The sequence below is a fragment of the Streptomyces sp. R41 genome (assembly GCF_041053055.1).
Lineage (GTDB): Bacteria > Actinomycetota > Actinomycetes > Streptomycetales > Streptomycetaceae > Streptomyces.
Map to the genome: position 1 here is coordinate 5297891 of NZ_CP163443.1, position 14908 is coordinate 5312798.

The following is a 14908-nucleotide window of genomic DNA, read 5'->3' on the forward strand; positions in this document are numbered from 1 at the left end:
GCACCGCACGTCGAGCGCATTAACCCGAGGCCACCCCGCAGGGCGTCGGATCAGGTCTGCGCCATGTCCACGAAGCGCGAGTAGTGGCCCTGGAAGGCCACCGTGATCGTGGCCGTCGGGCCGTTACGGTGCTTGCCGACGATGATGTCCGCCTCGCCCGCGCGCGGTGACTCCTTCTCGTACGCATCCTCGCGGTGCAGCAGGATCACCATGTCCGCATCCTGCTCGATCGATCCGGACTCACGCAGGTCGGAAACCATCGGCTTCTTGTCCGTACGCTGCTCGGGACCACGGTTGAGCTGCGACAGCGCGATCACCGGCAGCTCCAGCTCCTTGGCGAGCAGCTTCAGGTTTCGCGACATGTCGGAGACTTCCTGCTGGCGGCTCTCGGACCGCTTGCCGCCCGACTGCATCAGCTGCAGATAGTCGATGACCACGAGCTTCAGGTCGTTGCGCTGCTTGAGGCGACGGCACTTGGCGCGGATCTCCATCATCGACAGGTTCGGAGAGTCGTCGATGTAGAGCGGGGCGGCCGAGACGTCTGGCATGCGGCGCGCGAGCCGGGTCCAGTCCTCGTCGGTCATCGTGCCGGACCTCATGTGGTGCAGGGCCACGCGCGCCTCGGCCGACAGCAGACGCATCGCGATCTCGTTGCGGCCCATTTCGAGCGAGAAGATCACGCTGGGCATGTTGTGCTTGATCGAGCAGGCCCGGGCGAAGTCCAGGGCCAGCGTCGACTTACCCATGGCGGGACGGGCCGCGATGATGATCATCTGGCCCGGGTGCAGACCGTTGGTGAGTGAGTCGAGGTCGGTGAAGCCGGTCGGCACGCCGGTCATCTCCCCCGACCGCGAACCGATCGCCTCGATCTCGTCGAGCGCGCCCTCCATGATGTCGCCGAGCGGCAGATAGTCCTCGGTGGTGCGCTGCTCGGTGACGGCATAGATCTCCGCCTGGGCGCTGTTCACGATCTCGTCGACGTCGCCGTCGGCCGCGTATCCCATCTGAGTGATGCGCGTACCCGCCTCGACCAGGCGGCGCAGGACCGCCCGCTCGTGCACGATCTCCGCGTAGTACTCGGCATTCGCCGCGGTCGGGACGGTCTGCACCAGGGTGTGGAGATACGGTGCGCCGCCGACCTTCGTGATCTCGCCGCGCTTGGTGAGCTCGGCCGCGACCGTGATGGGGTCGGCCGGCTCGCCCTTCGCGTACAGGTCGAGGATCGCCCCGTAGATGGTCTCGTGCGCGGGCCGGTAGAAATCGTGGCCCTTGAGTACTTCGACGACATCGGCGATGGCGTCCTTGGACAGGAGCATGCCGCCGAGGACGGACTGCTCGGCGTCCAGGTCCTGGGGCGGCACGCGCTCGAAGGACGAACCTCCGCCCTCCCACGAGCCACTGTCCCGGTCGCGGTCGTGCTGTTCGTCTCGGCCGCGGCCACCGTTGCTGTGCCGGCGGGAAGAGGGCAGACGATCACTGGGACCGCTGTCGGCCCAGGGGTCGTCCAAGGGCTCGGAAATACTCACCGAGCCACCTCCTCCCGTCCGCCGAGCGGACCTAACCGTGCCCCTCATTTCTACGGCACGGCACTGACAATTGAGATGCCCAACTCCGGTTCTGACGCGTCGGTTTTGCCAGGTTTCCGAGGACGGAGGAGAGAGCGGGTGCCGCACCACGTTAGGCCCGCGGGCACCGTCAGCCAATCTGGTTATCCACAGGCCATGTGGACGACGGCCCGGATGCTGTGGAGAACCCCACAAAACCTGTGCACGACCCGGTGGACAGCCCTGTGAACAAGCCCTCAGACCCTCCGGCGAACCGGCTCTGACCTGCTACTTTCCCGTCCACCGGCTGTGCAGAAGAAAAACTTTCCCGGTCGGACCAAGATCGCTGCAAACGGTACGCGTCGGCACACCCCACCAGAGAGTGAGTAAGGGTCCTTTTGACATTGCATCTCTTACCTGTGGAAGATTAGATTGGTGCTCATGACACAGGCTCCCGCGGCACCCCAGGCCGCCCGACGCCGGCACGACCGAGAGATCGTCGCGCTGGCCGTTCCGGCCTTCGGCGCACTCGTCGCCGAGCCTCTCTTCGTAATGGCCGACAGCGCCATCGTCGGCCATCTCGGCACCGCGCAGCTGGCCGGTCTCGGCGTCGCCTCGGCGCTCCTCATGACCGCCGTCGGCGTCTTCGTGTTCCTCGCCTACGCCACCACGGCCGCCGTCGCCCGCCGTGTCGGCGCGGGCGATCTGCGGGCCGCGATTCGCCAAGGCATGGACGGCATCTGGCTCGCCCTGCTGATCGGCGCAGCCGTCATCGCCGTCGTCCTGCCCACGGCACCCGCCCTCATGGAACTGTTCGGCGCCTCCGACACCGCCGCTCCGTACGCCACCACCTATCTGCGGATCTCGACGCTCGGCATCCCTGCCATGCTCGTCGTGCTCGCCGCCACCGGCGTCCTGCGCGGACTGCAGGACACAAAGACCCCGCTCTACGTGGCCGTCGGGGGCTTCGTCGCCAACGCCGCCCTCAACGTGGGCCTCGTCTACGGCGCCGACCTGGGCATCGCGGGCTCCGCCTGGGGCACCGTCATCGCTCAGTGCGGCATGGCCGCCGTCTATCTGTACGTCGTCATCCGGGGAGCGCGGAAGCACGGTGCCTCGCTGCGGCCGGATGCCGCCGGGATACGGGCCTGCGCCCAGGCAGGCGCGCCTCTTCTCGTGCGCACGCTGTCGCTGCGGGCCATTCTCATGATCGCCACGGCGGTCGCCGCGCGGCTCGGGGACGCCGAGATGGCGGCGCACCAGATCGTCCTCTCGCTGTGGAGTCTGCTCGCCTTCGCGCTCGACGCGATCGCCATCGCCGGACAGGCCATCATCGGGCGCTATCTCGGCGCGGACGATGCCCGAGGCGCCCGCGAGGCCTGCCGCCGCATGGTGCAGTGGGGCATCGCCACTGGACTCGCACTCGGCCTCCTGGTCATCGCCGCTCGTCCCCTCTTCCTGCCTCTCTTCAGCAGCGATTCGACCGTGCGAGACGCTGCGCTGCCCGCCTTGTTGATGGTGGCCGTCTCGCAACCGATCTGCGGCATCGTCTTCGTCCTGGACGGTGTCCTGATGGGAGCGGGGGACGGGCCATACCTGGCGTGGGCCATGCTGCTCACCCTGGCGGCCTTCGCTCCCGTCGCACTACTCGTCCCCACACTCGGCGGCGGTCTCACCGCACTCTGGGGAGCCATGACGCTGATGATGACGATACGGATGCTGACCCTGTGGCTGCGTTCTCGCTCGGGCCGCTGGATCGTCACGGGCGCGACGCGCTGACCGTTTCACGTGAAACCCCGTTTCACGTGAAACAACGAGTGCCGGCATCCCCGTGAAACGCAGCCTCATGCTCGCGAAACGTAGAAGGGCCGCACCCCGAGGGGTGCGGCCCTTCTCTCAGCTATGCCGAGCGCTGCACTCAGGCAGCGACAACCTCGATGTTGACCTTGGCGGCAACCTCGGGGTGCAGACGCACGGACGTCTCGTGGGCGCCCAGAGTCTTGATCGGCGCGCCCAGCTCGATGCGGCGCTTGTCGACCTCGGGGCCACCGGAAGCCTTGATCGCCGAGGCGATGTCGGCCGGGGTGACGGAACCGAAGAGACGACCGGCGTCGCCGGAGCGAACGGCCAGGCGGACCTTGACGCCTTCGAGGCGGGCCTTGATCTCGTTGGCCTGCTCGATGGTCGCGATCTCGTGGATCTTGCGAGCGCGACGAATCTGCTCGACGTCCTTCTCGCCGCCCTTGGTCCAGCGGATCGCGAAGTTCCGCGGGATCAGGTAGTTGCGAGCGTAACCGTCCTTGACGTCGACGACGTCGCCCGCGGCACCGAGGCCGGAGACCTCGTGGGTGAGGATGATCTTCATGTGTCGGTCACCCTTCCCTTATCGCGCGGTGGAGGTGTAGGGCAGCAGCGCCATCTCACGGCTGTTCTTCACGGCCGTGGCGACGTCACGCTGGTGCTGCGTGCAGTTGCCGGTCACGCGGCGGGCACGGATCTTGCCGCGGTCGGAAATGAACTTCCGCAGCATGTTCGTGTCCTTGTAGTCCACGTACGTGACCTTGTCCTTGCAGAAAGCGCAGACCTTCTTCTTCGGCTTGCGCACAGGCGGCTTCGCCATGGTGTATCTCCTGTGTGATCAAGAAGTGGGGGTACGACCCACCCTCGGCCCAGGGGCCTAGAAGGGGGGCTCGTCCGAGTAGCCGCCGCCGGAGCCGCCGGAGCTTCCGCCCCAGCCGCCACCGCCACCGCCGCCGCCCTGGTTGCCACCGGCAGGGGCGCTGGTCGCCCAGGGGTCTTCGGCGGGAGCGCCGCCACCCTGCTGCTGACCGCCGCCGGAGCTTCCGCCCCAGCCGCCGCCCTGCTGGCCGCCGCCACCGCCGGCGTAACCGCCCTGGCCGCCTCGACCAGTGGTCTTGGTGACCTTGGCCGTGGCGTTCTTCAGGCTGGCGCCGACTTCCTCGACGTCCAGCTCGTAGACCGTGCGCTTGACGCCCTCACGGTCCTCGTAGGACCGCTGCTTCAGCCGGCCCTGCACGATGACGCGCATGCCTCGCTGGAGCGATTCGGCGACGTTCTCCGCCGCCTGACGCCAGACCGAGCAGGTCAGGAACAGGCTCTCGCCGTCCTTCCACTCATTGGTCTGACGGTCGAAGGTGCGGGGAGTGGACGCGACACGAAACTTCGCGACCGCCGCACCGGAAGGGGTGAAGCGCAGCTCGGGGTCGTCGACAAGATTGCCGACGACCGTGATGACGGTCTCGCCTGCCATGGGGGAACCTCTCGGCGGGTTTGCTGCTGGCTGCTTGTGCTACTCGATGCCCGAGATCAGCTGAGCAGAGCTCAGTGGGTCTCGGGACGGAGGACCTTGGTCCGGAGGACCGACTCGTTCAGGTTCATCTGGCGGTCGAGCTCCTTGACGACCGCAGGCTCGGCCTGCAGGTCGATGACCGAGTAGATGCCCTCGGGCTTCTTCTTGATCTCGTACGCGAGACGACGACGGCCCCAGGTGTCGACCTTCTCGACCTTTCCATTGCCCTCACGGACAACGGAGAGGAAGTTCTCGATCAGCGGAGAGACAGCGCGCTCCTCGAGATCGGGGTCGAGGATGACCATCACCTCGTAGTGACGCATGTGGAACCCACCTCCTTTGGACTCAGCGGCCACGGTCGTTCCGTGGCAGGAGGGTTGTGATGCGTACGCAACGGTATCGGCCGCCACTGACAATCGGGCTCCCCGTCGGTGGACCGAGCGGGAATCCCTGTCGTGACCTGGCCTTGGCCTGGGCAGACACCGGTGCAGACGGTACAGACTACCTGCACACCGGCTTCCGGTTGAAATCCGACCGGGTTGACCGTCAATCTGTACACATCGGGTGTGTATGGCGCTACGATGCGCCGCCTTCCGCAGGAGGTGCCTCATGGCACAGGTATTGCGACCCAACACCACAGGCTCCACCGGCTCCCTCTTCGCCACGGATGGCAAGGCCCATCCGCTCCAGGACACCTTGCTCGCGGTGACCCTGGTGCTCGGGATCATGGCCTTCGTCACGGCGATGTTCGACAGCCTGCATCTGATCAGCTCCTGGGCCGGCCTGGTGGGAATCCTCACCGGTGCGTACGGGCAGTTCATCTCCGAGACGACGCGTGAACGCTTCGGGCTGATTCTGGGGCTGGGCGCATCGGCCGTCGGCTTCTTCCTCGGCATGGCCCATGGGGGCCTCTTCGGCGGCCTCTTCTAACCCGAACACCCGTTTTCCCCTGCCTCCGGGACTCTTCTCCATCCGTCCCCGGCACGCAGGTTCCATACAGCCATTCGGGGCGCTCCCAGGGCGCAGTAGGCTTCGGCGCGAGAGCCGGAGCCCCTGTACCCATGGGGACACACCAGCCCGAGGAGCGCCCCGAATGAGTCTGACCCTGAGGACCATCAGCCGAGAGCAGCATCTGGCATACATCCAGAGCCTGCCCGCGGCGAGCCACATGCAGGTCCCGGCCTGGGCAGACGTCAAGGCGGAGTGGCGCTCCGAGAACCTCGGCTGGTTCGACGACAGGACCGGCGAGATGGTCGGCGCGGGTCTGGTGCTGTACCGCCAGCTGCCCAAGATCAAGCGCTATCTCGCCTATCTGCCCGAGGGTCCGGTCATCAACTGGTTCGCGCCGAACCTCGACGACTGGCTGCAGCCGATGCTCGCGCACCTCAAGCAGCAGGGCGCCTTCTCCGTGAAGATGGGCCCGCCGGTGATCATTCGGCGCTGGGAGGCCACGTCCATCAAGGGCGGCATCCAGAACCCGGACGTGAAGCGCCTGCGCGACATCGAGGCGGACTTCATCGAGCCGCGCGCCTTCGAGGTCGCCGACAAGCTGCGCCGCATGGGCTGGCAGCAGGGCGAGGACGGCGGCGCCGGCTTCGGCGACGTGCAGCCCCGCTACGTCTTCCAGGTGCCGCTGGCCAACCGCTCCCTGGAAGAGGTCCACAAGAACTTCAACCAGCTGTGGCGCCGCAATATCAAGAAGGCCGAGAAGGCGGGCGTCGAGGTCGTCCAGGGCGGCTACCAGGACCTGGAGGAGTGGCAGCGGCTGTACGAGATCACCGCCGTCCGCGACCACTTCCGGCCCCGCCCGCTGTCGTACTTCCAGCGCATGTGGACGGCCCTCAACACCGAGGACCCCAACCGCATGCGGCTGTACTTCGCGCGCCACGACGGCGTGAACCTGTCGGCCGCGACGATGCTGGTCGTCGGCGGGCACGTCTGGTACTCGTACGGCGCCTCGGACAACATCGGCCGCGAGGTCCGGCCCTCGAACGCGATGCAGTGGCGGATGCTGCGCGACGCGTACGCCCTGGGGGCGACCGTCTACGACCTGCGCGGCATCTCCGACTCGCTGGACGAGACCGATCACCTCTTCGGCCTGATCCAGTTCAAGGTGGGCACGGGTGGGCAGGCCGCCGAGTACCTCGGCGAGTGGGACTTCCCGCTGAACAAGCTGCTCCACAAGGCGCTCGACATCTACATGTCTCGCCGCTGAGCCAGCCCGAACCGCATGCCAAGCCGCTGATCCGGCACGGCGTCGCCCCGTCGGTCCGGCGAATCCGCCACAATTTCCTTTCATACCTCTGATACACCGCAGCCACGAGAAAGGTTCCGGGACCGGCCATGGCGCTCACGCTCTACGTCGACACCGCGCGCTGGCGGGCACACCACAAGCACGTGTCCGAGCAGTTTCCGGGGCTGGTCCCCGTCTGCAAGGGCAACGGCTATGGCTTCGGCCACGAGCGGCTCGCGGACGAGGCCACCCGCCTGGGCTCGGACGTCCTCGCCGTCGGCACCACCTACGAAGCCGCCCGGATCAAGGACTGGTTCGGCGGCGACCTGCTGGTCCTGACGCCGTTCAGGCGGGGCGAGGAGCCCGTGCCGCTGCCTGACCGCGTCATCCGCTCCGTGTCGTCCGTGGACGGCGTGTACGGCCTTGTGGGGGCCCGTGTCGTCATCGAGGTGATGTCCTCGATGAAGCGGCACGGCGTGAGCGAGCAGGATCTGCCCCACCTGCACTCCGCCATAGAGAACGTCCGGCTGGAGGGCTTCGCCATCCACCTGCCGCTGGACCGCACCGACGGCTCGGACGCCGTCGAGGAGGTCATCGGCTGGATGGACCGCCTGCGCGCCGCCCGCCTGCCGCTGCACACGATGTTCGTCAGCCACCTCAAGGCCGAGGAACTGGCCCGTCTCCAGCAGCAGTTCCCGCAGACCCGCTTCCGCGCCCGTATCGGCACGCGGCTGTGGCTGGGGGACCACGAGGCGACCGAGTACCGCGGAGCCGTCCTGGACGTCACACGCGTCTCCAAGGGCGACCGCTTCGGCTACCGGCAGCAGAAGGCGGCCTCCGACGGCTGGCTGGTCGTCGTCGCGGGCGGTACGTCGCACGGAGTGGGTCTGGAGGCCCCGAAGGCGCTGCACGGCGTCATGCCGCGCGCCAAGGGCGTCGCCCGCGCCGGCCTCGCGACGGTCAACCGGAACCTTTCGCCGTTCGTCTGGGCGGGCAAGCAGCGCTGGTTCGCGGAACCCCCGCACATGCAGGTCTCGATCCTCTTCGTGCCCGCGGACGCCACGGAGCCGAGGGTCGGCGACGAGTTGGTGGCCCATCTGCGGCACACCACCACGCAGTTCGACCGCATCGTCGAACGCTGACCCCCCAGGGCTCGCCCCGCTCGGACACAGCAGAAAGGCCGTACACGGACAGCGTGTACGGCCTTTTGCGTGGCTTCCCTACGCCCTGTTCGCTCAGGGCGAACTGTCTCCGGCTGCCGCGCTCCGGCTGCCCCACTCGACCTGCGACCCGTCGAAGTGCGCCGCGTGCCGCGGCGGATGGGCTGCGGCACCGAGTACGAAGACGTCCTCGGCACCGTCCAGGACACCCCCCGATGGATCGTCGTCACCGGCTCGGCGCACCATGTCGCGCTCCGGCATGAAGATGTCGCGTACGACCACGGCGCACAGGTACAGCGTCCCCAGCAGGTGGACGGCGATGGCGACTTGGTACCCGTCGGTGGGCAGACCCTTGTGGGCGTCCCCACTGGTCGTGTACGCGAGGTACGTCCAGATGCCCAGGAAGTACGCGACCTCGCACGCCTGCCAGATCAGGAAGTCCCGCCAGCGCGGGCGGGCCAGCGCGGCGAGGGGAACCAGCCACAGGACGTACTGGGGCGAGTAGACCTTGTTGGTGAGGATGAAGGCCGCGACGATCAGGAAAGCGAGCTGGGCGAAGCGGGGGCGGCGCGGGGCGGTGAGCGTGAGCGCGGTCAGGCCCACGCAGATGAGCAGCATCATGATCAGCGCCCAGTTGTTCGCCGTCTCGAAGGTGATCGTGATCTTCAGCCACTGCGAGATGAACAGGAACACCGATCCGAAGTCGACGCCGCGGTCGTGGCTGAAGCTGTAGAACTTCGCCCAGCCTTCCGGCGCGAAGTACATCACCGGAAGGTTCACGGCGAGCCAGGCGCCGACGGCGCCGAGCAGCGCGGTTCCGAACTCGCGCCACTTGCCGGCCCGCCAGCACAGCAGGAAGAGCGGTCCGAGCACCAGGAACGGGTAGAACTTGGCGGCCGTGGCAAGCCCGATCAGCACCCCGAACGCCAGAACCCGGCCCCGCGACCACATGAGCATCGCGGCGGCCAGCAGGGCCACGGCGAGAAGATCCCAGTTGATGGTGGCCGTGAGCGCGAAGGCGGGCGCGAGGGCGACCAGGAGGCCGTCCCAGGGGCGCCGGCGGTGGGTGCGCGCGGTGCACACGGCGATGACCGCCGCGCACACCATCAGCATCCCGGCGTTGACCATCCAGTAGATCTGCTCCTGGTCCTGGATGCTCCCGCTGCCCGGGGTGAGCCAGGCCGCGACCTCCATGAACACACCGGTCAGCACCGGGTACTCGAGGTAGTCCATGTCGCCGGGGATCTTGTCGAAGTACGGCACAAGACCGTCGGCGAAGCCGCGACCCTGGTAGAGGTGCGGGATGTCGGAGTAGCAGGCGTGCGTGTACTGCGAGCTGGCTCCGAAGAACCAGCCACCGTCGTAGCACGGCAGCTTCTGCACCATGCCGAGGGCGAACATGCCGATAGCGACGAGCGCGACGACCCGCACGGGCGTCCACCAGGACGTCCCGAGCAGGGCTCGCCGCCCGATGGGGCCACCGATCAGCTCACTGCCGCTCGCGGCGACCTCGTCCTCCTTGGTCGGCCGTACCAGCTCCGGCTCGTGCGCGCTCGCTCGCGTCGTCTCTGCACTGGGCATGCCGCACATCCTGCCGTACGCAGCTAGGAATACGACGAGGGCCGCCGCACCTGGTCGGTGCAGCGGCCCTTGTTTCACGTGAAACGGCGTGTTTCACGTGAAACACGCACGGAGGCGGCTATCCGTTCGGCCCGCCGAAGATTCCTCCGTTGCCGTTGCCTCTGGAGTTCCCGGTGGTCGTGGTCTCCGTCGGTGTGGCGCTCACCCCTCCGTCGGTTCCACCGGTGTCCGTGCCACCCGTGTCCGTCCCGCCGGTACTGCCGCAGTTCAAGTCCCACTTCTTGCAGGTCTCGCTCACCGAGGGTGAGGGAGACGTCAGACTCTCGCTGGGGGTCGGAGTCGGCGTCGCACTCTCCGTGGCACTCTCGGTGGGCGAGGGGGTCACGCTCGGGCTCGGGGTGTCGTTGAGGACCTCGCCGATCGGCTCGGGGGTCGGGAAGTCCTTCACGGGCTGGTCCTTGAGCGCCTGCTCCATGTAGTCCCGCCAGATCTGGGACGGGAACGAGGCACCGTGGATGGTCTTCTCGCCACCAGTGCCGTACATCTGCAAGAACTCGCGGTTCTTCTTGGTCTCGTCGTCGTCCATGCGGTACATGCCGATCGCGGTCGACAGCTGAGGGGTGTATCCGACGAACCAGGCGGACTTGTTGCCGTCGGTGGTACCGGTCTTACCGGCCACTTCACGACCGGTCAGCTGGGCGTTGGTACCGGTTCCCTTCTCGACAACTGTCTTCAGGACGTCGGTGACGTTGTCGGCGACCTGCTCGGTGAAGGCGATCTTGGTCTTCTCGATGTCGGTGTGCTGGAAGACCGTGCCGTCCTTGTCGGTGACCTTGTCGACCGAGTACGGGTCACGCTGCTTGCCACTGGCCGCGAAGGTCGCGTACGCGCCGGCCATACGGATCGCGCTCGGGGAGGAGGTACCAAGGGAGAAGGAGGGATAGTTGGCGCTGGCGAGACTCGACTCCTTGATGCCGGCGCTCAGGACGGCATCCTTCACCTTGTCCAGACCGACGTCCATGCCCAGCTGGACATAGGCGGAGTTGACGGACTCGCGCATCGCCTCACGCAGGTCGATCTTGTAGCTGGGCGGGTTGTACGACTGCTCACCGTCGTTCTTCTGCAGCCACTCCTTGCCCTTGTCGTCCTTCCAGTCGGTGCCGTCGTAGTCCTTGATCTTCAGCTCGTTCTTGCCGCTGTACAGGCTCTTCGGCGAGACGATGGTGCGTTCGTCCTGCGCCTGGACCGGGTCGCCGTCGGGATCACGGGCACCCCACGACATGGCTGCCGCGAGCACGAAGGGCTTGAACGTCGAACCCACCTGAGCACCGGTCTGGTCGGCATTGTTGGTGAAGTGCTTGGTCGCGTCCTCACCGCCGTAGATGGCCTTGATCGCGCCGGTGTCCGGGTCGACGGAGGCCCCGCCGAACTGGACGTACTTGTCCGTCTTCGGGCGCAGCTTGGGCTTGATGTTGGCCTTCTGGACCTTCTTCACGGCGGACTGGAGCGCGTCGACCTTCGTCTTGTCGAAGGTCGTGTGGATCTCGTAACCGCCCTGCTGGAGCTTGTCCGCGGTGATGCCGGTCTTGTCGCTGTTGTTGATGAGGTACGAATTGGCCAGGTCGACGAGGTAGCCGATCTGTCCGCTCAGCGCGACGTTCGACCGCGGGGGCTGAACCGTGGGGAACGTGGTGTACTTGCTCCGCTCCGCGGCGGTCAGGCGCTTGTCCTTGACCTCTTCGTCGAGGATCCACTTCCAGCGGGCCTCGGCGCGCTTGCGGTTGGCCTGCGGAGTGGCGTTCACCGGGTCTATCGACTGGGCGCCCGCCGGGTCGTAGTACGTGGCGCCCTTGAGCACCGCCGCCAGGAAGGCGCACTCGCTCGGGCTCAGATTCGTGGCGTCCTTGTTGAAGTAGGCGCGCGCCGCCGCCTGGATGCCGTAGGCGTTGCGACCGTAGTAGGCGGAGTTCAGGTAGCCGGCCATGATGTCCTCCTTGGGCACAGAGGCACCGACCTTTATGGAGACGAACAGCTCCTTGAACTTCCGGGAGATCGTCTGCGACTGGTCGTCCAGCATCGCGTTCTTCACGTACTGCTGGGTGATGGTGGAGCCACCCTGCGTCTGGCCGCCCTTGGCCATGTTGACGAAGGCGCGGGCGATACCCATCGGGTCGATGCCGCTGTCGGTCTCGAACGTCTTGTTCTCGGCCGACATGACCGCGTACCGCATCTCCTTGGGGATCTGCGCGTAGCTGATGATCTGGCGGTTCGTCTCACCGCCGGTGGCGACCATCGGCTTGTTGTTGGCCCAGTAGTAGACGTTGTTCTGCGCCTTGGCGGTTTTCGCGAGGTCCGGGACGCCCACCATCGCGTACGCGACACCCGCGATCGCCACCAGGCTGCCGAAGAAGCCGATGAACACTCCCGTCACGAGCTTCCAGGACGGGACCCAGCGCGCGGCTCCGTACTTGCCCGCGCGCGGGTAGTCGATGAAGCGCTTCTTGGCAGGCCCGGAGGCACGGCCTCGACCGCGCCCCGGCCCGTTCGGGCCCGGGGGGCCACCGCGTCGGCCGCCTCCGGCGCCACCTCGGCCCGCGCCGTCGGCCGCTCTGCGTCGGCTTCCGCCACTACTTCTCTGTGCCGCCCGCCGGGCCTCGGCACGGCCACCGTACGGGCGCTCTTCACCCCCCGACCCATAGGAGTCGGAAGGAGACCCGGTGGCGCCTCGCGGTGCCGCACGGCGACCGGAGGACGCGCCGGGCTGGCCGCGTCGGGCCGCGGCACGTCCGCCTTCCTGCGGCTGCGGCAGTTTGCGACGGTGCTCGCTCATCGAACGATTACTCCTCGGGCAGGCGCACCCATGCGCGCCTGGAAACGGCGGCTGGTTTCCGGTCCCCCCGAAGTACGGATGCGGTCGTTTGCGCATTCACCCGTACTGCACCAAAGACGATGACGCCCTCAGGCGTCACTCGGTTCCCGGTGGTGTGCATGCCGCACAGACTACGCACCGTCAAAACCCACCTAGGGCCGAAGTTCACCCCAAATCAGGCAACTCGCTTCGTATGAATCGGTGATGTGACGCCGTTCACCGTGACCCCTCTTGTCGCATCCGAAGGACCGTTCTATCGTGCTGATGTATCGAGTCGATACATCAGCGCGGCATAAAGGCCGTGCCGACGAGGCAGCGACAGGGAGGAGGCGACGATGAGCCGGCGTTCCGGGATCCTCGAGTTCGCCGTACTCGGCCTGCTCCGCGAGTCACCGATGCACGGCTATGAGCTGCGCAAACGACTCAATACGTCACTGGGTGTGTTCCGTGCCTTCAGCTACGGGACGCTCTACCCCTGCCTCAAGACGCTGGTCGCCAACGGCTGGTTGATCGAGGAAGCGGGGTCCGCACCCGAGGACGCCCTCGCCGCTACACTCGCCGGGCGCCGCGCCAAGATCGTCTATCGGTTGACGGCGGAAGGTAAGGAGCACTTCGAGGAACTGCTCTCGCAGACGGGTCCCGACGCGTACGAGGACGAGCACTTCGCCGCTCGCTTCGCCTTCTTCGGGCAGACGTCACGCGATGTACGCATGCGCGTACTGGAGGGCCGCCGCAGCCGGCTCGAGGAGCGTCTGGAGAAGATGCGCGCCTCTCTGGCGCGCACCCGAGAGCGCCTCGACGACTACACGCTTGAGCTCCAGCGCCACGGAATGGAGTCCGTGGAGCGCGAAGTGCGCTGGCTGAACGAGCTCATCGAGAGCGAGCGGGCCGGACGGGACCTGAAGGGTTCCGCCTCCGAAGGCTCCGCTCAGCAGGACAGCACATCTGGAGAGACGGGCGGCCTGCCCCGGCACCGGGACAGCACCCGGCCGGATCCGTCCGACGACACCACCACGTGAGACCCATTCGGGGTTTCACCGATACACACAGGGAGCAACCGGAATGGGTTCGGTTCGCGTAGCCATCGTCGGCGTGGGCAACTGCGCCGCCTCGCTGGTGCAGGGCGTCGAGTACTACAAGGACGCCGACCCGGCGTCCAAGGTGCCCGGCCTGATGCACGTCCAGTTCGGCGACTACCACGTCGGCGACGTCGAGTTCGTCGCCGCCTTCGACGTCGACGCGAAGAAGGTCGGCCTCGACCTCTCCGACGCCATCGGTGCCAGCGAGAACAACACCATCAAGATCTGTGACGTCCCGAACAAGGGCATCACGGTCCAGCGCGGTCACACGCTCGACGGTCTCGGCAAGTACTACCGCCAGACCATCGAGGAGTCCGACGCGGCTCCGGTCGACGTCGTCCAGATCCTCAAGGACAAGCAGGTCGACGTCCTCGTCTGCTACCTGCCGGTCGGTTCCGAGGACGCGGCGAAGTTCTACGCCCAGTGCGCCATCGACGCCAAGGTCGCCTTCGTCAACGCTCTCCCGGTCTTCATCGCCGGCACCAAGGAGTGGGCGGACAAGTTCACCGAGGCGGGCGTCCCGATCGTCGGTGACGACATCAAGTCGCAGGTCGGCGCCACCATCACGCACCGCGTAATGGCGAAGCTGTTCGAGGACCGCGGTGTCCGTCTTGAGCGCACCATGCAGCTCAACGTCGGCGGCAACATGGACTTCAAGAACATGCTGGAGCGCGACCGCCTCGAGTCCAAGAAGATCTCGAAGACGCAGGCCGTCACCTCGCAGATCCCCGACCGCGACATGGGCGAGAAGAACGTCCACATCGGCCCGTCGGACTACGTGGCCTGGCTGGACGACCGCAAGTGGGCGTACGTGCGCCTCGAGGGCCGCGCCTTCGGCGACGTCCCGCTGAACCTGGAGTACAAGCTCGAGGTCTGGGACTCCCCGAACTCCGCGGGTGTCATCATCGACGCCCTGCGCGCCGCGAAGATCGCCAAGGACCGCGGTATCGGCGGCCCGATCCTGTCGGCGTCTTCGTACTTCATGAAGTCCCCGCCGGTCCAGTACTTCGACGACGAGGCCTACGACAACGTCGAGAAGTTCATCAAGGGCGAGGTCGAGCGCTAAGCGAGACACGGCGCTCTGCGCTAAAACTCGTCTCGTTGAAGGCTGTTGAGGGTCCCTGGGCATTCC

The 14908-nt window shown here is 66.8% G+C and carries 13 protein-coding genes; 6 read left to right on the plus strand and 7 right to left on the minus strand.

Translation table 11 applies throughout. From position 1 onward, the window contains the following. Positions 1–50: 50 nt before the first annotated feature. Complete coding sequence (gene dnaB, locus AB5J53_RS24275) at positions 51–1526, minus strand: replicative DNA helicase (RefSeq protein ID WP_369247763.1); 1476 nt, start codon at positions 1524–1526, stop codon at positions 51–53. A 459-nt stretch (positions 1527–1985) separates the two neighbouring features. Between dnaB and AB5J53_RS24280 the strand changes: the two genes are divergently transcribed. Beyond that, the gene (locus AB5J53_RS24280; RefSeq protein ID WP_369247764.1) at positions 1986–3323 is read left to right on the plus strand and encodes an MATE family efflux transporter; all 1338 of its coding nucleotides are present in this window, start codon (positions 1986–1988) and stop codon (positions 3321–3323) included. A gap of 139 nt (positions 3324–3462) precedes the next feature. Here AB5J53_RS24280 and rplI read toward each other — a convergent pair whose 3' ends face one another. The 4 genes from rplI to rpsF form a co-directional block, all read right to left on the minus strand. Beyond that, the gene (rplI, locus tag AB5J53_RS24285) at positions 3463–3909 is read right to left on the minus strand and encodes a 50S ribosomal protein L9 (protein WP_189187153.1); all 447 of its coding nucleotides are present in this window, start codon (positions 3907–3909) and stop codon (positions 3463–3465) included. An 18-nt stretch (positions 3910–3927) separates the two neighbouring features. Beyond that, positions 3928–4164: a 30S ribosomal protein S18 gene (gene rpsR / locus AB5J53_RS24290; RefSeq protein ID WP_003949403.1), complete on the minus strand. Its 237-nt coding sequence runs from the start codon at positions 4162–4164 to the stop codon at positions 3928–3930. 57 nt (positions 4165–4221) lie between these two features. Next, positions 4222–4815, minus strand: a complete 594-nt coding sequence (locus AB5J53_RS24295) for a single-stranded DNA-binding protein (protein WP_369247765.1) — start codon at positions 4813–4815, stop codon at positions 4222–4224. Positions 4816–4886: 71 nt separating this feature from the next. Then, positions 4887–5177 carry a 30S ribosomal protein S6 gene (gene rpsF / locus AB5J53_RS24300; RefSeq protein WP_004950685.1) on the minus strand — a complete coding sequence of 97 codons (291 nt, stop codon included), beginning with the start codon at positions 5175–5177 and terminating at the stop codon, positions 4887–4889. Positions 5178–5463: 286 nt separating this feature from the next. Here rpsF and AB5J53_RS24305 point away from each other — a divergent pair, with 286 nt between their 5' ends. From AB5J53_RS24305 to AB5J53_RS24315, 3 genes are all read left to right on the plus strand, one after another. Continuing rightward, entirely contained in the window at positions 5464–5784 is a 321-nt protein-coding gene (locus AB5J53_RS24305; protein ID WP_369247766.1) for a hypothetical protein, read from the plus strand. Positions 5785–5947: 163 nt separating this feature from the next. Further along, positions 5948–7069 (plus strand): peptidoglycan bridge formation glycyltransferase FemX, encoded by a 1122-nt coding sequence (femX, locus tag AB5J53_RS24310; RefSeq protein WP_369247767.1) that lies wholly within the window; start codon positions 5948–5950, stop codon positions 7067–7069. 128 nt (positions 7070–7197) lie between these two features. After that, entirely contained in the window at positions 7198–8229 is a 1032-nt protein-coding gene (locus AB5J53_RS24315) for an alanine racemase (RefSeq protein WP_369247768.1), read from the plus strand. 93 nt (positions 8230–8322) lie between these two features. Here the strand turns inward: AB5J53_RS24315 and AB5J53_RS24320 are convergent, their stop codons facing one another. Both AB5J53_RS24320 and AB5J53_RS24325 read right to left on the minus strand, forming a co-directional pair. Then, positions 8323–9828, minus strand: coding sequence for a glycosyltransferase family 87 protein (locus tag AB5J53_RS24320; RefSeq protein ID WP_369247769.1), 1506 nt, complete (start codon positions 9826–9828; stop codon positions 8323–8325). Positions 9829–9946: 118 nt separating this feature from the next. After that, complete coding sequence (locus AB5J53_RS24325) at positions 9947–12658, minus strand: transglycosylase domain-containing protein (protein WP_369247770.1); 2712 nt, start codon at positions 12656–12658, stop codon at positions 9947–9949. Positions 12659–13032: 374 nt separating this feature from the next. Here AB5J53_RS24325 and AB5J53_RS24330 point away from each other — a divergent pair, with 374 nt between their 5' ends. Both AB5J53_RS24330 and AB5J53_RS24335 read left to right on the plus strand, forming a co-directional pair. Beyond that, the gene (locus tag AB5J53_RS24330) at positions 13033–13716 is read left to right on the plus strand and encodes a PadR family transcriptional regulator (RefSeq protein ID WP_369247771.1); all 684 of its coding nucleotides are present in this window, start codon (positions 13033–13035) and stop codon (positions 13714–13716) included. Between the two features lie 43 nt (positions 13717–13759). Further along, entirely contained in the window at positions 13760–14842 is a 1083-nt protein-coding gene (locus AB5J53_RS24335) for an inositol-3-phosphate synthase (RefSeq protein ID WP_369247772.1), read from the plus strand. The last annotated feature ends 66 nt before the right edge of the window (positions 14843–14908 follow it).